Annotated in this window: 15 protein-coding genes; 10 read left to right on the plus strand and 5 right to left on the minus strand. The window is 44.8% G+C overall.

The window, feature by feature from the left end:
* Positions 1-53 precede the first annotated feature (53 nt).
* The gene (locus ACL934_RS04905) at positions 54-953 is read left to right on the plus strand and encodes a hypothetical protein (protein WP_374078305.1); all 900 of its coding nucleotides are present in this window, start codon (positions 54-56) and stop codon (positions 951-953) included.
* Between the two features lie 104 nt (positions 954-1057).
* Positions 1058-3076 (plus strand): S41 family peptidase, encoded by a 2019-nt coding sequence (locus ACL934_RS04910; protein WP_374078308.1) that lies wholly within the window; start codon positions 1058-1060, stop codon positions 3074-3076.
* 85 nt (positions 3077-3161) lie between these two features.
* Here the strand turns inward: ACL934_RS04910 and ACL934_RS04915 are convergent, their stop codons facing one another.
* Positions 3162-4082 (minus strand): hypothetical protein, encoded by a 921-nt coding sequence (locus tag ACL934_RS04915; RefSeq protein WP_374078311.1) that lies wholly within the window; start codon positions 4080-4082, stop codon positions 3162-3164.
* A gap of 280 nt (positions 4083-4362) precedes the next feature.
* On the opposite strand from ACL934_RS04915, the gene ACL934_RS04920 reads away from it, so the two are divergent.
* The 7 genes from ACL934_RS04920 (at position 4363) to ACL934_RS04950 (ending at position 15445) form a co-directional block, all read left to right on the plus strand.
* On the plus strand, positions 4363-5346 hold the full coding sequence (locus tag ACL934_RS04920) for a M4 family metallopeptidase (protein WP_374078313.1): 984 nt from the start codon (positions 4363-4365) through the stop codon (positions 5344-5346).
* Between the two features lie 148 nt (positions 5347-5494).
* A complete protein-coding gene (locus tag ACL934_RS04925; protein ID WP_374078316.1) occupies positions 5495-6601 on the plus strand; it encodes a thiamine pyrophosphate-dependent dehydrogenase E1 component subunit alpha in 1107 nt (368 codons plus the stop codon).
* Entirely contained in the window at positions 6601-7656 is a 1056-nt protein-coding gene (locus ACL934_RS04930) for an alpha-ketoacid dehydrogenase subunit beta (RefSeq protein WP_374078319.1), read from the plus strand. Before ACL934_RS04925 ends, ACL934_RS04930 begins: the two co-directional genes overlap by 1 nt.
* Complete coding sequence (locus tag ACL934_RS04935; protein ID WP_374078321.1) at positions 7656-8498, plus strand: class I SAM-dependent methyltransferase; 843 nt, start codon at positions 7656-7658, stop codon at positions 8496-8498. The genes ACL934_RS04930 and ACL934_RS04935 overlap by 1 nt, the downstream gene beginning before the upstream one ends.
* A gap of 194 nt (positions 8499-8692) precedes the next feature.
* A complete protein-coding gene (locus tag ACL934_RS04940; RefSeq protein ID WP_374078323.1) occupies positions 8693-10300 on the plus strand; it encodes a tail fiber domain-containing protein in 1608 nt (535 codons plus the stop codon).
* Positions 10301-10307: 7 nt separating this feature from the next.
* Positions 10308-14489, plus strand: coding sequence for an LVIVD repeat-containing protein (locus ACL934_RS04945; RefSeq protein ID WP_374078326.1), 4182 nt, complete (start codon positions 10308-10310; stop codon positions 14487-14489).
* Positions 14490-14650: 161 nt separating this feature from the next.
* Entirely contained in the window at positions 14651-15445 is a 795-nt protein-coding gene (locus ACL934_RS04950) for a phosphatase domain-containing protein (RefSeq protein ID WP_374078328.1), read from the plus strand.
* 45 nt (positions 15446-15490) lie between these two features.
* On the opposite strand, the gene ACL934_RS04955 is transcribed toward ACL934_RS04950, so the two are convergent.
* From ACL934_RS04955 to ACL934_RS04970, 4 genes are all read right to left on the minus strand, one after another.
* On the minus strand, positions 15491-16411 hold the full coding sequence (locus ACL934_RS04955) for a hypothetical protein (protein WP_374078333.1): 921 nt from the start codon (positions 16409-16411) through the stop codon (positions 15491-15493).
* Positions 16412-16510: 99 nt separating this feature from the next.
* A complete protein-coding gene (gene pyrE, locus ACL934_RS04960; protein ID WP_374078335.1) occupies positions 16511-17026 on the minus strand; it encodes an orotate phosphoribosyltransferase in 516 nt (171 codons plus the stop codon).
* Positions 17027-17060: 34 nt separating this feature from the next.
* Positions 17061-17375 carry a divalent-cation tolerance protein CutA gene (gene cutA / locus ACL934_RS04965; protein WP_374078337.1) on the minus strand — a complete coding sequence of 105 codons (315 nt, stop codon included), beginning with the start codon at positions 17373-17375 and terminating at the stop codon, positions 17061-17063.
* A gap of 2 nt (positions 17376-17377) precedes the next feature.
* Positions 17378-18418 (minus strand): CNNM domain-containing protein, encoded by a 1041-nt coding sequence (locus ACL934_RS04970; RefSeq protein ID WP_374078340.1) that lies wholly within the window; start codon positions 18416-18418, stop codon positions 17378-17380.
* A 228-nt stretch (positions 18419-18646) separates the two neighbouring features.
* Here ACL934_RS04970 and ACL934_RS04975 point away from each other — a divergent pair, with 228 nt between their 5' ends.
* Positions 18647-19447 (plus strand): dienelactone hydrolase family protein, encoded by an 801-nt coding sequence (locus ACL934_RS04975; RefSeq protein ID WP_374078342.1) that lies wholly within the window; start codon positions 18647-18649, stop codon positions 19445-19447.
* Positions 19448-19479: the final 32 nt, after the last annotated feature.

Raw genomic sequence — 19479 nt, forward strand, 5'->3', positions numbered from 1 at the left:
GGGGATTCTTTGCTAAATTTGCTCCACGTAATTTCGTATTCGGTGGAGTAGGTATGAGCGACAGTTCCCGTAAGGGACAATTGGAGTTGGGGATCAATCGTTCCCCAGAGAAAGATAGAAACTTCCATCTCGGTGGACGTAGTTTCTATTTCTTCGACTTCGATGACAACATCGCGTTCCTAACTACGCCTTTGATTCTATTCCATAAAAACGACCGTCAGGAAGTGCAGATCTCTAGCGGAGATTTTGCGCAATATCATCAGTCCATTGGTAAATCGGGCCTCTATGCTGATTACGAAATGGATTTTTGTGATGTCACAGGAACTTTCCGTAATTTCCGTGATGTGCAAATTGATGAAGTTGAAAAACTTCAGGGTAAAAAGCAGATTTTTGTGCAAGATGTTGCCGCCGTTTTGGGTTTTCCTGATTTTGAATGGAAAGGTCCTTCTTGGGAGTGTTTCTATCATGCGGCGTTTAATCAACGTCCGGTGTCAGTGATCACAGCGCGTGGGCATCACCCTGAAACTCTCAAAGAGGGAATCCGCGTTTTTGTTCAGAACAAAGTTCTTCCTTTAGAACCGAACTATCTCAGTGTTTATCCCGTGAGCCATAAAGAGACACGGGTTGAGCTCGGTGATTCGGAATTTAAGCAAGGAACCGCAGAGTTAAAACAGCGCGCCATTCGTGCGAGTGTGGAAAAGGCCATCGAACTTTATGGCTACAACGCCCATCATCGTTTTGGAATGTCAGACGATGACCCTAAGAATATCCAATTAATCGTCGAAGAGATGACAAGACTAAAGGCGAGATTCCCCGAGATGTCGTTCTTTATGATCGAAACGCAGCATGGCAGTTTCATTAAACATGAAGTGAAGTTGAACGGTCTTCGCGGTGACAAAGTGGAGAACCTCTCACAACTGTCTTTCCTCGAAGAAGATAGACAAAGGTCTTAACAATCCTTCCCACGTCCTAATTTATGACGAGCTTCATAAATTGAATGCTCTCTACTAAATCTTTGATAATCTAATGAAATCAGTTCGAACACGGAAGGATCATCATGAGTTCATTCTCGAAAGGTGTTAAAGGTTTCATTATTGCTGGATCGCTGGCAGTTTCTTCTATTGCTTCAGCACAGCTTAAAGAAGGTTTGGAATGTCGCTATCTTACAGTGATAGAACAGGGCTTCTTGGCGAATCACGTTAAGTATTCAAACCGTGACACCGACTTGCAAAACAGAGTTGTCGATCAGTATCTCAAAAGACTAGATCCTTCGAAAATTTACCTCACCCAAGCTGACGTTGATCAAATCAAAAAAATCTCTGGAAATGTTTTTGATAAAACAAAAAACAGAGATTGTGCATTCCTCGATCAAACGCAAAAAATCGTTCTTGAAAGAGTTCAAGATCGTGCTGAGTTTGCCAAAAAATATTTGGGCAAAGACTTCAAATTTGATTCCACAACAGAATTCACTTTTGATCCCGAGAAAAAGGCATGGCCTAAAGATGCGACTGAAGCCAATGAGTATTTGAAAAAATACATTCAATTCCAAATTGGAAATTACTTGGCAACAGACATGAAATTGGATGAAGCCAAAAAGAATGTCGCTAAAAACTACGAACGTGCAGTGAAGAGAACTCAAGAGACAACTCAAGACGATTTGTTCTCTGGCTATTTGGATTCTTTTGCTAGAGCTTTGGATCCTCATTCAAGCTTCTTCTCTCGTGACGTTCTTGAAGATTTCGAAATTCAAATGCGCCTTTCTTTAGAAGGTATCGGGGCGACTCTTTCTTCTCAAGATGGATTCACTGTGGTTGAGCAACTTGTTCCTGGGGGAGCGGCTGCAAAATCCGGTTTGATTGAACCACAAGATAAAATCATCGCTGTAGGGCAAGAAAAAGGCTCTATGGAAAACGTGATCGACATGGATTTGAAAGACGTTGTCAAAAAAATCCGCGGTAACAAAGGAACGAAAGTTCGTTTGACGATCTTGCGTAAATCAGGTGATGCAAAAAAACGTTTCGACGTTACTTTGACTCGTGAAAAAGTAAATCTTGAAGACGAAGCCGCTTCGATCACTTTTGTAGACAGAGAAATCGACGGCAAGAAAAAGAAATTGGGAATTATCAACTTCCCATCTTTCTATGCGGATTCTCGCCGCGGCGGCAGATCTTCTGCGGCTGACATGAAAAAACTTGTTAAAGAAGCTAACGAGAAAAAAGCCGACGGATTGGTCTTGGACCTTTCTAATAACGGTGGTGGATCTCTTGAAGATGCGGTGAAAATCGCGGGTCTTTTCTTCCAAACTGGAAACGTGGTGAAGCAGTCTTCTAAAAATGAAGGCCGCGCGGAATCAGCTCTTCGTGACACAGATCCAACAGTGGATTGGGCGGGACCTCTTGTTGTTTTGACAAGCCGTATTTCTGCTTCGGCCTCTGAGATCGTGTCGGGAACTTTGCAGGATTATAAACGTGCTGTTATCGTCGGTGGTGATCACACTTATGGTAAAGGAAGCGTTCAATCCGTTCTTCCAATTCCAAACAATTTGGGAGCGATCAAAGTCACTGTAGGTATGTTCTTCATTCCTGGTGGTAAATCGACGCAACATCGCGGTGTTGATGCGGACGTGGTATTGCCAGGTCCTTACAGCACAGATGATATCGGTGAAAAGTACATGGATTACTCTTTGCCGCCGAAAACGATCGATATGTTTACATCTCCAGATGCTTACGTAAAAGAAGGCCCTGGAACATGGAAAGAGTTGAAACCAGAGTGGATCAAATCTCTTCGTGAAAGATCTGGTGAACGCGTTGCTAAGAATGACGAATTCAAAAAAATCGTGGATGAGTTGAACAAAGCCAAAGCCCGCGGAAAAATCATCCGTGTGAGCGAAGTGCTAAAAGATAAAAATGAAAAAGATAAAAAAGATAAGGCTAAAAAGACGGCTAGTAAGGCTAAGAAAAATGAAGAGTATTTGAAGCGCCCTGATATTCAGGAAGCAGAAAGTGTTCTTCTGGATCTGATTCAGTTGCAAGAGGGCAAAACTCTTGTGCCACCGAAGCAGGCCAACGCTAAGTAAGGCGTCTGAAGAGTCCTTTAGTAGAGGGCGATGTTTGTTGTTGTTAAAGCCCAGGGCAGAACCCTGGGCTTTTTTTATTTTTGAATCACGGTGTGAATGATCTGAACCAGACGGCATTGTCAGTTCCTAACACCCATGGGATGACGTAATTAACCCCAGAGGAGCTTGCGCCCGGACCTGAATTCAAACCTCCACCAAGAGATTCCCAACCTGACCAACTGCCGCTCCACCATTTGTGCCAGAGAGCATTGTCTGTTCCGCGCACAAATATATCTACACGACCAACTCCCCATGCGGCTGCACCAGGAGAAGATGTCAAAATTCCACCTTGAGATTCCCATCCTGACCAGCTACCAGTGAACCATTTGTGCCAGAGGGCGTTGTCTGTTCCTCGCACATAGACATCGATATGGTTGGGTCCCCAAGATGCTGCGGCGGGATCAGACGTGAGAATTCCGCCAAGATTTTCCCAGTTAGACCATCCTCCACCTGTGAACCATTTATGCCAGAGAGCATTGTCAGTGCCGCGCACGAAGACATCAAGTCTTCCTGGTCCCCAACTAGTGGCAGCAGGGCCCGAAGTTAAAACTCCTCCCAAAGAAGCCCAATTGCTCCAAGCGGAACCGTTAAAGTGTCGCATCCAAAGAGCATTGTCGGTGCCACGACCAAATACGTAAATATTTTCTCCTTCGCATGCGGCTGCAGGTGCTGACGTGAGAACTCCGCCGAGTGAAAACCATCCAGACCATTTGTATCCATCCCAGTATCTTGCCCAAAGGGCATTGTCGGTGCCACGAACAAAGACGATTGTTCTGTGTGCAGATCGGGAGCAAGCTGCGGGATCTGAGGTTCCTACTCCACCGATACTGATCCACTCAGACCAGCCCGAAGGTTTTGTTCCGTCCCCGTGCCCAGGTGGTTTCGGAGCATTCGTTGAACTCGCGCCGGTTGCGATGACTCCAGCAACCAAAAGCGCCATTGAAGTTAAAAGCATTTTGAAACGCATATCGTCCTCCTCGTTTTAGCGTGTTGGTATGCTTTTAAGGTAGTCCTTGAATTCAATGGTCAGCCAGAGGAATCGTTATATTTGCTAAAGCGCTGAGGGAAACGCTGCCAAAGGAAATGGACTCTTTGTCGAGGAAATTCACGGGAGTTTATTGGCTCTGAGCGGAAGTCCATGTTTTTTAGTGTCGAGAATTTGGTCAGTCATGGAGAGTTTATAGACCATGAACCAACGGGCCTCCGTCGTGTTATAAAAGACGCTCCCATTTTACCCGGAGTGTCTTGTGTTTAAAAAGTTTGTTGCTACGGCTCTTGTCGCTTGTATTGCTGTGCCTGCATTCGCACGTCCGCAAATTCGCATTTTCTATTCTTTGCCTTGGTATCCCACAGGCGTTGAAGTTCTTAAGGACGGTCAAAACACCGCGAAATTGTTGGTTCGTCAGGCGATTAAAAATTCAAGTTCTCACAAAGACGCTCATAACACATTGGCTTTGACGGCGGACTTCTTTGAAAATCAATTTGGTCGTCGCAGTTATGACGGTCAAAACTCTGAAATCAAAGCCACAGTAGGGCTTGGCAAGATCGACATTCTTCCGATCTTCAGCGCTTTCAAACAAAATGCGGCGTGGGCTTCTGGTTTGAACCGTTTCCTTTTTGGTGCGGGTGGTGCTGTGCTGGATAATTTTGAGAAGCACGTTGACGTTGTTGCCCACGAATACACTCATGCGATCGTGGACACTTCTTCGAGATTAAAATACGAAGGCGAGAGTGGCGCTTTGAACGAAAGTTTTGCTGACGTTTTCGGTGAAATGGCAGAAGTGTATGCGGGTCGTTCACAAAAGAAATGGTTGATCGGTGAAAACGTTTTGACTGAAAACGGAAAACGCCAGTTCAGTCAAAAGGAAGGCCGTAGCGTTGTAGCTTTGCGTGATATGATGAATCCAGAAAATGGTTTGGATAAACAACCTGCTCATATTTCGCAAATTCCTGCAGCACTGGGTGCGGGTTGTGTTCCGACTTCAGGAAATGACAACTGCGGTGTGCATGCGTTGAGTGGTATTCCAAACAGAGCCTCTGCTTTGATGGTTGAAGCTTTGGGTTGGGAAAAGATGAAAGGCATCTTCTATATCGTGATGACTCAGAAGCTGACGCCTGATGCGAAATTCCAAGATTACGCGCGCGAGATGCTTAATACTTGTGCGGAACGTTTGAGCCCCCAAGAGTGCCAAGCGGTTTTTGAGTCCCTTCGCGCCGTGGGCCTTCGTTAATCCTTCCCAAACCCTCTTAAATTTGATCTGAGCCCAGTTCTTGGGCTCTTTAAAGAATCTCCATGTTCCGTTTTCTAAGGTCCTATTTGGCGTGACAAAAGCTCCTCTTTTCGCTTAGATAGACCCGAATTAGAGATGGAGATTTTCAATGTCGAAAAAGACCACTGTGAAATCAGGGAGCAAAGCGTCTGCCAAAAAGACGAAGCCCTCTGCAAAGACAGCCACGAAGACTTCTAAAAAAGTAACGACAAAAAAACATGATTTCGGCGGACTCTCGGAAGAGATCTTGTTGCGCATGCATGATTTGATGGTGAAGTCGCGTGTACTTGAAGAGCGTTTGATCAAGATCTACAAAGCGGGTGAAGCTTATTTCTGGATCGGCGGACCAGGTGAAGAAGCTTTCGGGGTTCCACTCGGAATGCTTGCGAACAAAGGGCAGGGTCTTGCCCATGACTGGTTCCACTTGCACTATCGTTGCACGCCGACGTTGTTGGCTCTTGGCATGACGATGGTGGATTCTATTCGTTTGATCATGAACAGATCGACAGACCCTTCAACGGGTGGTCGTAACTTCGCCAATCACTATTGCTTCCCGCAATGGAACGTGGCTCCTGTGACTTCTCCTATCGAAGTTCAGTATCCAATTGCTTGCGGTACAGCTCACGCACAAAAACGTTTTGGTAAAAAAGCGATTTCTATCGTCACGGGTGGAGACGCCGGAACGGCAGAAGGTGATTTCGCTTCAGCGTTGATCTTGGCTTCACGTAAAGGCCAAGAGCTGCCTGTCTTGATCACAGTTCAAAATAATAAATTTGGTATTTCGACTCCGTTTGAAGGCCAACACGGTGAAACGAACATCGCTGACCGTGCGAAAGCTTTCAACATCCGTTCACGCGTGATCAACGGGAATGATCCTGTTGAGACGTATCTCGCGATGAAGGAAGAGATGGAATACATCCGTAAAACAGGCAAGCCTTCGTTCATCGAGGCACACGTGAGCCGTTTGTACGGTCACTCTTCTGCGGATGGTGCGAATAAAAAATCACATCTTGTAGATCCTGTTTTTGAATTCGAAAACAGATTGATCGAAGCGGGAATCATTTCCGAAAAAGCGGCGAAGAAAATCTGGGAGATCTACGAAGAAGAAGGTGTTGTTGCGCAAGAGAAAGCTCGTCAAGAGCCGGTGCCAACTCCGGAATCAGTGTGGGATCATGTTTACGTCGGCAGTGAAAATGCGGACTGGAGGAAGTTCTAATGGCGAGTGTAGCACAGGCTATCAGAATGGCCCTTCACTATGGTGAAGCAAATCTGGGTGTAAAAGACATCTTTGGGCAAGACGTGGGCGCGCCATTGGGTGGTGTCTTCACGGCGACTCAAGGTCTTAAGAATGCATGGAACTCTCCGCTGGATGAGCGTGGTATCATCAGCATGGCCATGGGTATTGCGATGACGGGGGACCGTTGTGTCGCCGAGATTCAATTTGCCGATTATATTTTTAATACCATCGATCTTCTTAAAATTGCTGGAAACACTTTGTGGTGCACAAACGGACAAGTGGAACTTCCGATGGTGGTGATGACTCCCGTGGGAGCAGGGATCTTTGGTTCCGTTTATCACTCTCACTCATTTGATGCGTGGGCTTCTCGTCTTCCGGGTTGGAAGATCGTGATGCCTTCAAATCCTTTGGACGCGTACGGCTTGATGCTTTCTGCGATCAAAGATCCAAACCCAGTTTTGTATCTTAAATCAAAAGCTTTGATGCGCCATAAAGGTGATGAGTTGATCCCTGGTGAACCAGCGGATGAAAAAGAACTCAAAGCGATGATTGATAAACCAGTTCAGAACTCGGAAGGTTGGAAGCCTCGTTGGCCAGATCTTGAAGAGTACATTGTGCCGATCGGTAAAGGTAAAATCACTCATGAAGGTGAGCACATCACGGTGGTTACATACAGTCGTATGGTTCATCTTTGTGATGAAGTGGCAGTGAAACTGGCTGAAGAAGGTATTTCTGTGGAAGTGATCGACCTTCGTTCGATTTATCCTTACGACTGGCAGATGATTAAATCTTCTATCGAAAAAACGGGCCGTGTTTTATTTGTGAATGAAGATACAGAAGTAACTAACTTCGGTGAGCACTTGGCTTACCGTGCAACTCAAGAGTTGTTCTATCAATTGATGGCGCGCCCTCGTGTGCTTGCAGGTAAGAACTTGCCTGGTATTGGTCTTCATCCGAATCTTGAAAAGAACTCTGTGCCGCAACTTCAGGATATTGAACTTGCGATTCGCGAAGTTGTAGCGGAAGTGCCTTAATGAGCAAAAAAGAAATGTCTCACAGAAAAAAAGTCCGTCGTCGTGTTAACAAAAAGAGCGCTAAGATTCTTTTTGATAAATACGAACTTTATCGTAAGGCCGTTCAATCGGCTGAAAATGACGTCGTTTTTATCCGCGATACCTATAAGGAATTAAAGGGTAAAAGCGCACGCACGTTCCGCGAGGACTTCTGTGGAACTTTCGCTCTGTCGACAGAGTGGATTAAGCTCAACCCACGTCATGAGGCGATCGGTATTGATCTTGATCCGGAGCCTATGGCTTACGGTCGCCAGAACTATTTGAGTAAGATGAGACCGGAACAGCAACGTCGTATGAAGTTGCTTGAAGGAAACGTCCTTGATCCAAATCTTCCGAAAGCAGACATCGTTGCGGCGATGAATTTTTCTTACTTCTGTTTTAAGCAAAGAGAAGTTTTAAAGAAATATTTCGCCAACGTTCTAAAGACTCTCAATAAAGACGGTATGTTCTTGGTTGATATTTTCGGTGGCAGCCAATGTTATGATGCTATCGAAGACACGATCAAACATGAAGGCTTCACGTACTACTGGGATCAAACAAATTTCGATCCTGTGACGAACGAAGCTCTTTTCCATATTCACTTCAGAGTATGGGGAAAGAAGATCGAACAGGTCTTCACGTATGACTGGAGAATCTGGTCGATCCCAGAGATCCGCGACATCATGCACGAAGTGGGCTTTAGAAAAACCCATGTGTATTGGGAAGGCACGGCCAAAGATGGAACAGGTGATGGTAACTTCACCCGTGTCGATCATGGTGAAGCTTGCCAAAGCTGGATCGCCTATATCGTTGGAGAAAAGTAAACTTTCAAATGTCCTCTAGGCAAATAAGCCAAGTCTAAAGTACCAGCTTAAAACTGGTACTTTCTTATTTTGAGACTCCCTAATTACGAAGATCTAATGTTCCCCTGAGCTGTGTTCAGGATCGCAAAGTTTTGACCGATAAAGTAAATAGAAACTCGTTCAGCGGCTTGTATTTGAGCGTTTAGGGGAGAGCCATGAATAAAATAATCGGACTTATTGTTTTCCTCATTTTCGTTTTGCCATGGTCAGTATTTGCGGGCCCCAGCAATCTCACATATCAAGGTCGTATCCTTCGTACGGATGGAGTTCCATTTGAACATGACAACGTGAGTTTCGTCTTTCAGGTTCTCAACCCTTCAGGATCTTGTGTGATCTATCAAGAGCAAGTTCTTGGCTATAATATGGTTAATTCCAAAGGGGTCTTTGACGTGCCCATTGGAAAAGGAACTATTCAGTTTCCACTTAATGTCGGAGCTGTCGTTCTAGATGCCTTTGATAACGAAAAGACTTTTACATGTGGAGTGTGCTCTTCGTCTGGCGGAACTTATAGTTGTGCCAACGGTGCGACGAGCTATGTTCCTTTGGTCGACGACAATCGAGTTTTGCGTGTGCATTTTTATGATGGCAGCGGTTGGAAAACAATTTCTCCTGATAACGTGATTCGTTCTGTTCCTTTTGCGGGTTACTCCATGTCTGCGCAAAAATTAGGGAACAACGTTGCCAGCGACTTTTTGACTAAGGTGGGTTTGCCCACTTGTGGTGCCGGAGAGTTCTTAAGTTGGAATGGCAGTGCGATGGCTTGTCTCTCGGCTGGAACGGGCAGTTACGTTACAACTCTCGCTGGAGATGTGACTTCTTCCGGATTTTCCTCTGGTACTGTGAATACGACGATAGCAAATGGAGCTGTGAGTAACCTTTCTAAAGTGGTCGCTACGCCGGGCTCTGCGGGCCCCAATCGTCTTCTCGCGACGGATTCGACGGCGGGAACCACGATTAAAGATTTTTATTGTTCTACTATTGGAAGTGTCTTGAAGTGGACGGGGGCTTCGGGTTTTGGTTGTGCGACTTTATCAAGTTCGGATATTCCAAATTTCAACTCTGACGTCGATGCTAGAATTTCTGCTCAGAAAGGAGTTGCTAATGGTTTGGCAACTCTGGGTTCTTCTTCAAAAATTCCACCTGCTCAATTAGGAACAGGTACAGCAGATAGCACGACCTATCTTCGCGGAGATGGAACTTGGAACGTTCTCTCTACCAGTGACTCCACCAAGCTTCCTCTGGCGGGTGGGACTATGTCCGGGGATATCAATATGAACGGCAGTAAGGTTTTGAATGCCAGCAATGTGGGTGTGGGAACAGCCACTCCCAGTGAAAGTATTGAAACTACGGGGAATGTGAAAGCCGTTGGTTATATTTCTACATCCGATCGCCGTCTGAAGAAAAATATCCAAACTTCTCAGGGTCTCAACTTAATTTTGAAACTGCGTGGAGTTCGTTATCAATGGAGAAGTAACGACACGACAGATACGGGATTGATCGCACAAGAAGTAGAAGAAGTGATGCCGGAGGCAGTCGTTACAGATTCTCGTTCCGGTTACAAAGCCGTTAAGTATCAAAACATGATTTCGCCACTTATCGAATCTACCAAAGAACTTTATGGAATGTGCAAATCCGCAGAAGTAAAGGCGCAGCGTGAATTAGCAAGTTTGCGTGCGGAGAATGCGCAGCTTAATTTGAAAGTAGAAAACCTGGAAGAACGCTTAAGAAAACTAGAGTCTTTGATTATCCAACAAGCGAAGTGAGTGGCAAATGAGATATGGATTGATACATCTCTTATTCGTTTTCACTTGCCTGATATCCCCAAAGGCCTTGGCTGATTGCACCGCTCCTGCTGGAGTTGCTGGGGCGACTCGATGGTCGTCAGCGGATCTAAAAATGTACTATTGCAATGGTACAGTTTGGAAGAATATCAGTTATGGCGGATTGCAAGTGAAGTCGGTGACCACCGATCCATCGGCGGTGCAAATTGATACTCCTTCTGCCATAGCCAGTTCGGGAAATTATACTTATGTCGCGGATTCCTCTGGAAACGATTTCAGTGTGATAGATGCGAGTGCACCGGGAAATCCAACAGTGGTGGCTACATTGGTAAACTCTTTGTTTGCCGGTCCTCGCAATATGGTTGTGGATGGAAACTATGCCTATTTGTTGGCGCAGAACAAAGTCGTCATCATTGATGTCAGCAATCCCACGGCTCCCGTCGTTAGCGGGAGCTATTCCAATTCTTCCTATATTGGGAATGATCGCAGTATCAAAGTCGTCGGGAATTATGTTTATACAGTGGGAGGCTCAAAAGGTCTTTTGATCCTTGATGTGTCTTCGAAAACTTCTCCGACTTTTGTTTCTTATACTTCTATTTCCTCGGCATCGGGTCTGGATGTTCAAGGAGGATATGCCTATGTCTCTACATCAGGCAGCTTTTATATTTTTGATGTTTCCAATCCTTCAGCCGTAACGCAGGCATCGGTCTTAACTGCCACGGATTTTCAGAATGGAAAGTCCCTTGTGGCGAATGGAAATTATGTTTATGTACTGGGACAAACAGGAATGTACCAAGGACAACTTTCCGTCGTTAACATAACGAATAAGTCAGCCCCGGTTATCGAAATGAAATTTAATGCCACTGACTATGGATATTTGGAGCGAGCGGAAGACATCGAAATGGATGGCAACTTCATTTATGTCAGTCAAAATAACGGCCGCAACTCTAATAACTATGTGTCGATTTATAACGTGACTAATCCGGCAAATCCTCAGATGACTTTTTTGACGTTGATTCCCAACTCCGCCTCTTACGGAAAGGCATGTGATCATATTTCCGTCGGTGGGTCCCATGTCAGTTGTATTTTTTCAGGAAGTCCCGCTATCTATATCATGGATCGAAATCCTAAACCTGTTTTGCAGGGGCCGGTTCTAGCGAGTTACTTTGATAAAAAGCCTTGGCATTATTCCGTATCGACAAAGGGTAACACCATGGTTGGAATGGACTCGAACGAAAATCTTTTTGCTTATGACATTTCCAATCCTTCTTCTATTTTGGAAAAAGGTTCTATTGCTCTTCCTGACCCAATGAATCGTTATAGTTTTGAAGCTGGACTTTTTTTTGACGGCACTTATGCCTATGTGACAACGGGCAATACTGCGAAAGTATTTATCGTCGATTTTTCTGGTGCTAAACCTGTGGTTCGCTCCATAGTCCGGAACAACGCCAGCTATCATTTGAATACTCCGGACGGCATAGTAGCAGCAGGAGGATATGTTTATGTGGCGGCTGCAAATGGCTTAACCATTATTGATGCCAACAACCCCGCAGCAGCAAGTATTGTAGGGCATATTAATTTGTTCACTAATTCCTATCATTCAGCTAAAGGAGTTTGGGTGAGTGGGAGCACGGTTTATGTTTCTAGCGACGTCGATAAAAAAATCGCCGCTGTGGATGTGACCACCAAAAATGCTCCAGCACTTTTGGGAACCTTTACGGATGCCACAAATCTAAATGGCGTTTACAAGATAGTTTCAAAAGGAAATTACGTTCTTGCTAATACCTGGGCCGGCCGCCTTGTTGTCGTGGATTTTTCAACTCCTTCAGCGCCAGTTTTGGCTTACACATCTTTAAATACAACTTATTTTGGGCGTAGTAATTTGATTTCGGTATCGGGAAATTATCTTTACACAGAGCCAAATACTGGATCGGTGGTCGTGCATGACATATCGAACCCAGCGGCTCCGACATATGTGAGCACTTTACCATCTCAAAGTCAGGCACCTTTTGATGTGGATGGGACTGTGGGGGTGTCGGGGAATAGTTCAGGGATTGTTTCAACTTTTAATCTTTCCAATCCTGCGAGCCCGACACTTTATAGCTCCGTGAGTGTCACCGGAGATTTCTACAATATGACCGACGGGGATAGTGTCGGCACCTTTACATATGCGGTCGGTGACTCTGGCTTTAAGGTGATTGATCATAGTGATCTGAATAACTTAAGTATCGTGAGAACTGTGAGTATTGGAGCTTCTCCACAGGCAATGGATATTGCAGGAACTTATGCGTATGTGGCCACCAATGGTTCTTTGCAGTCCGTCGATATCAGTGTGCCGTCATTGTCGAGTTTGGTCGGGACGTTATCGAATGCAAATCTTAATAATGCGCGGGATATTAAAGTTGTTGGCTCTTACGCCTATGTTTTAACTTCTGTGGGCCTTGCAGTCGTGAATGTGGCGACTCCTAGTGCTCCTTCTTATGTGACGACGTTGACTCATGCCAATTTCAACGGTTGTACTAAAATGAGCGTCAATGCGGGATATATTTTTATCGGTTGCACGGGAAGTCAGTTGATTTTTGCTGTCAGTATTTCGACGCCGTCGTCTCCGTCTTATGTGTCTGCGAGTGCGCCTTTTGCCAAGCTCACAACCTTTAAAGACATTTTATCAAAGGGTTCCTACGTCTATGCTACTTACGATCAAGGCTTGGCAACGTGGAACGTCAGTAATCCGGCGTCAATAGTGTTCGAGACAGCTCTTCCAACGTATAACTACTATGGTCGAATGGTTTCAAAAGGAAATATGATTTTTGGAAAATCGGGATCTGGATACATGCAGTTTTCGATAGCGACGCCAAATCGTCCCAAGGAGCTGACTTTAAGTTTTGGTTCGGTTTTGGATTCCAATTCGACAGTCGGAGTTGTGATTAATGGAAGTTACTTGATCAATTTTGTTCCTGGCTCTGGCGTTGAGTACGTTAATATCAGTGATAGTATTATTCCTATCGAGACCTCCAAACAGTACAGTGTCGCAAATATTTTCGCAGGTGCAAGTCGCGTGCTTCTTAAGGGCAGTGTGGCTTATGTACTTGCTCCAAACTCCAAACGTATTACAACTGTGGACCTTACTAATGTGAATTCACCCGTTGTCCTAGGTGATTATTATAGTGATGATTTGCAATTAGTCGCTGATATCGCGATTTCTGGAAATTACTTATTTGCTGCGGGCTCTTCAAATGTTTATAAAGGTGTTGTTTTCGATATTTCAAATCCTGCGGCCTTGGTTAAGGTGGGTGAGGTCAGTGGTTATCCGAATTTGTCGTGGGTTACGCGAATTATGCCTCTGAGCAGTCATTTTATTTTTTCTTCTACAAACAAATTGCACTCTTTATCAATTGCGGACCCGACAGCCCCCGCGATCGCATCATCTTTAGCTGGAACTGGGTTGAACTATGCCAATGCATTGGCGGTCAGTGGAAATTATGTCTACGTTTGTTCGTCTTCAAGTGGTTACGAAATTAATATTGTGGATGCGTCAAATCCAGCCAATTTGGTACTGGCAAGTGTTTATACGAATGCCAGCGTGGCGAAATGTAAATCGATCTCGGTGTCGGGAAATTATTTGTATGTGGCTTCGGAGTCACCCAATTCTCGACTGACGGTTTTGGATATAAGTTCTCCCGCAGCTCCCGTAGTCGTCGGCTCTGTGACGAATACAGGCTTTAATTCCCTCTATGATATGGCTGTGAATGGCAATAATGTCTACGTGTTGAATTTTTCTGGCATCATCTCTGTTGATGTTTCGAACAAGGCAGCGCCATTTATAAACGACACATTTTCAGATGCCAATATGTCTTTGCCAAGGTCCTTGGTGTCGTCAGCGCCTTATGTGATTACCGCAAATGCGAGCAGTTCGTTAGGCGTGTATGAGTTAATCAACTCAATTGTCTTAGGCCCCTGTTCGAGTGGAGGCCGTTTCGAGTATGACAACAGCCAAAATGCCTATGGAGTTTGTAACGGAACTCAATTGAAATCCATGGGACCTATTCCCGGAACTGGAGGAGGTGCCTGTGCGTCTCCCGCAGGAAGTAAGGGGACTTTGCTCTATTTTAGTTCTGACAATAAGTTTAAATACTGTGATGGTGCAAGTTGGGTTGGTGCTGGTTCGTAGAACTTTGCGGGGCCTTTCCTTGATGGCCCCTTCCTTGCTCTTCTAATTCCCTGTGAGTTTAAAACAATCTAAAACCCTTTGGGCGTCTTTGAGGGACGCGGGCTGGCGCTCGCTGTCTATCTTTTGGTCGCTTTGCAGAGGGGAGGAACTTGGGAGAGCTTATGATTAAACTATCGGGACTGGTCTTATCGCTGACTTTGATTTCACAGTTGGCAATGGCCAAGATTCTTGTGGTTTCCGATATTGATGACACCATTAAGGTCAGCCACGTCCTTTCAAAAAAGGGAGCTGTGACTTCCTTTGCTGACGATGACAGTCGCTTTGCGGGTATGTCCGAGCTTTATCGTCTATTGGATTTTTCTCACGACGATATTGAATTTCATTATGTCAGTTTAGCGCCTAAAATTTTGATGAATGAACAACACAGTGATTTCTTGGAAGAGAACGATTTCCCGGTCACGGAACTTCATATGAACTCGGGCATTAAGCAAGATCCAGAGTTGAAACAAAAAGTTATCCGTAAGTTGTTGGAAGATAAAAAACCTGAAATGGTGATTTACTTTGGTGACAACGGTCAATTCGATGCCATCGTTTACGATCAGATGGTCAAAGAATACCCGCAAATTCCTTATGTAAGCTACATCCGTGAAGCTTATTCTAAATTGGCGGACTCTCAATATCCAACAATGGCCGGGCAGATTGGTTTTGTAACGACTGTCGAAGTAGCGATTGATCTTATCCAGAAAAAACTTTTGCCAGTAAAAGCTTACTCCATCATCGAAAGAGAAGTTTATAAGCGCCTTAAGCGTGACGATAAAAACGGCGAGACATTCGGAAAAATGGTCTTCCCCTGGTGGCAAGACTGCCGTGACTTCAAATGGCAATGGGATGTTAAAAATCCGTCTGAGAGACTACTGAAAATCCAAGATGCTATTGTGAAGAAGTGTCAGGGATAATTTAGTTCCTGGCCAAAAAGAAAAAGCCCCATCTCTGGGGCTTTTTTATTTAACGCCGGTGCCTTTTGATGGGAGTGGAGGCGGTGGCAGCGGTCTTGGTTGAGTCCCAGTTCCCGTTGCAGGTCTTAAACCCATTCCTCTGTGAACACAAAAATCGTTTTTGCTCATTGGCGTTCTAGCTAGATCACATGCATTTGCCATGACTTCACACATTTTAAAAGTTTCTTTATCTGACATTTGCTGTTCGAAGAACCGACGTTTGATGTCAGATAGGCAATTTCTTAAACCTTGATCCTTGTCGCCAGAAGAAATGAACTTTCGTGAGTTTTCAATTTTTTCTCCTGAAACGTTATAATCAGAGGCAACACCTTGTTTGAGTTTGTCTTTGAATAAAGCTCTTTTGTCGTTCAAAGAGAGATCTTCATCAAATCCTTCAAATAAATAATCCATATTCTTTTTAGCGCCGCCCGAACCAAATAAGGCTGTAGAGCGGAAGCCTAACGACTCTGACAATTTGTCGTAGCTTTTCTCTGAAGGGAGATCATCTCTATTTAAGAATTCAAAGAAGGTTCTCCATTCCGTGGAACTCATGTCATGCATGTTTTTTGATCTGCTTGGAGTATCCTTACCAACATATTCTGTGCAGAACCCATAAGCCTGAATTTTTTTAATAACTTGCTGTTTGTAATTTACCTCAGCATCGGTAGATGTTGTTGTGCCTTTGCCATCTTTATCCAGTTTGTTTTCGCGAACCTTCAAGGCAAGAATCGCAAGCCATTTATGAGAAGGAGTAACTTCGACTCCCTTGTCTGCGTAGTATTTGGAAATTCCGCAGCTAATACATTGTAGATTTGATAGTTCCAAACTGTCGTTTGTAACACAGTTGAACTCATCATACCCCGCAAACGATGTTGCGGATGTGAATGCGATAGCGGCGATAGCAAGGACTTGTTGATACCTTTTCATCCCTTAACTCCTGGTAGTAAACCAGTCCTTATTATCGGATAAAACCGGGATTTCTTAAGAGCGAGACCTAGGTCTTGCTCTTAATGCCAACAAACATTCTTAGAAATCAGATTTTTTAAAGAGCGGAGTCAGAGTCAACCCGATCTCCGTCAACTTCGGTTCCGGAAACACAGGGCCACGATGAATCACGCAAAGAACGTGACTGATTTCCGCACCAATGGAGCGCAAGTCCGCCGTCGATAGAACGACTTGACCACCAGTTGTCACAACGTCTTCAATCACACAAACTTTCTTCCCCTTGATTTCCAAACCTTCCGCGAATTTACAGGTGCCGTATTCTTTGGCTTCTTTGCGCACGAAAACACATGGAAGTCCTGTTTCTAAAGAAAGAGCCGTTGCGATAGGAATGCCGCCCATTTCAAGGCCCGCTAAAACTTCCGTTCCGACGGGAATCAAAGGAGCCATGTGTTTGGCGATTTCACGAAGCAAAGCGGGTTGGGCTTCAAAGCGGTATTTATCAAAGTACTCGTTGGAGATTTGGCCGGAGCGCAATTTAAATTCGCCCGTTAAGTGAGCGACGTCGTAAATCTTCTTAGCCAGTTCTTGCTTTGTCATAGATCCCCCAAGGAGTTTTAGGAGATCATAGAGGTTACTTCAGGCTTTCTTCAAGCCACTTCTTATAGGATTCGTTGATTCCTAGGACGGGGAGAGTCATTACGCAGGGAACATCGTAAGGATGTAGCTCTTGCACTCTTTTTGTGATTCTTTCCTGTGCGTCAGGGGTTTTCAAAGTTTTAAGAATGAGTATATATTCAGAGCTTGTCTCTATTTTTCCGTCCCACCAATACATCGATTCCATGCCAGAAATGATATTCGCACAGCCCACGGATTTTTCTTCCAAAAGGGTGCGCGCAATAGCTTCCGCGGAAGACTTATCGGGGCAAGGGATATACAACAAGATCATGATTAACTCCTGCGGAGTTTTTGTTTACGCAGTTGCCACTGTTCGAGGGCGAACTTTCTCATGTCTTCGACATTATCCAATTCATCGACGATCTCAACACCAAGAAGAGTTTCAACGGCGTCTTCCAAGCTCACAAGGCCTGCGACGATACCGTATTCATCAACAGCCAAAGCGATGTGCTCTTTTTCTTTGATAAAGAAATCTAAAACCTGAGACACGGTCATGCGCTCCGGAATACTGGAAATCGGTGTGACAAGATCTCCGACAAGTTTATCGTGTTGATCGTTCGAAAGAGCTTCGTGAATTTTATAACGATAAGTCATGCCAACGATATTATCGAGACTTCCGGAATAAACAGGGATACGGGAAAAACGCAAAGGCTTGTATTTCAAAAAGACTTCTTCGACAGTGAGCTCTTTATCAAGAGCAAAGAAAACTGAACGGGGAGTCATGATATCTGAAACGTAAATCTTATCGAGCATCAAAAGATTTTTGATGATGTTAGATTCTTTCCCTTTCAAAGTTCCTTCTTCAACGCCGATCTCTGCCGTCATCAGAATTTCTTCGCGAGTGACTTCGGGATCTTCAGAGGTTTTGGCAAAGAATTTTCCCAACCACTCAGACATAATCACCAGCGGATAAAGCAGAATGATCATGAGTTGGATGGCATAAGCAGAAAATGGAAGAAGAGCTTTCCAGTGAGCGGCGCCGATAGATTTCGGAATGATTTCAGAAAGAATAAGGATCAAGAAAGTCAGTACAAAGGAAGCGATAGTGACCGCCTCTTGACCGTAGTGAACTTGAATTTGGTACGCGATGGCAGCGGAACCTAAGGTGTGAGAAACAGTGTTCAGAGTGAGAATGGCAGAGATAGGACGGTCGATGTTTTCTTTGAGATGTTCCAGAAGCTTCGCACTTCTTCGATTCTCTTTAATGAGAACCCCGATATATGCCGAAGTCGACGTCAGAAGGACCGCTTCGAGCATAGAACATAAAAAGGAAATTCCAATGGTGGAAATAAATAAAATAATGATCAAAGTCATAGATGATGCAAATCTGAGAAGTTAAATGTGACCGGCCGAAGCCTGTGATATTCCATAGATGCTTAAGTGTACCATAGCAGCCAAGGTCCATGTCTATAACGCAACTTGCAAGGGTCCTGTTTCGTCAAAATAAGACGCAGTATTTGTATCGCAGCAGGGCAAGCTTAAGGACTTTTGACCCAGCCTTAAAAAGTCTCATAGACTTTGGTAAAGGAAAAAGGAGTCAACATGAAGGTCGTATTAGCCCTTGTGGCCGCGTTTGGTTTGCAGTGGTTGGTGATGTGTTCAGAAAGCCGGGCCGCTGTGAAAACGGAAGTCGTTGAGTACAAAGACGGCAAAACTACTTATGAAGGTTTTCTTGCCTATGATGATTCTTGGACCGGCACTCGTCCTGCTGTGGTTATCGTTCACCAGTGGATGGGTTTAACGGATCATGAAAAAAACAGTGCACAACGCTTGGCTGCCCAAGGTTATGTGGCATTTGCGCTCGATATTTACGGTAAAGGAGTTCGCCCGGGATCTCCTCAGGAAGCGGGTAAATTAGCTAAGCAATACAAAGGTGATATTAAGTCTTTCCGTGAAAGAGAAAAGGTCGCTCTTGATTTCATCGCTAAAAATAAAAAAGTAGATCCCAAGCGCATTGTGATTATGGGTTATTGCTTTGGAGGAACGGGAGCTTTAGAGGCAGCCCGTGCCGGATTTCCTGTTGTCGGAGCTGTGAGTTTTCATGGTGGTCTTTCCACGGATAAACCTCAAGACACAAAAAATGTGAAACCGAAGTTGCTCGTTATGCACGGAGCGATTGATCCGAATGTCCCTCAAAAAGAAGTCGAAGGCTTTATGAAAGAGATGAACGAGGCCAAGGCGGATTACCAGTTTATTGCTTATTCCGGTGCCGTCCACGCCTTCACCCAGAAAGAGGCTGGTAATGATATCTCCAAGGGAGTGGCTTATAACGAATCTGCGGATCGTCGCTCTTGGGTCGCTCTAACGGACTTCCTTCATGAGGTTGTTCCGGTGTCCAAATAGTCGCGACCGTGAAAATTTAGCAAGGTAGGCCC

Source organism: Bdellovibrio sp. HCB-110 (genome assembly GCF_047323225.1).
GTDB lineage: Bacteria > Bdellovibrionota > Bdellovibrionia > Bdellovibrionales > Bdellovibrionaceae > Bdellovibrio.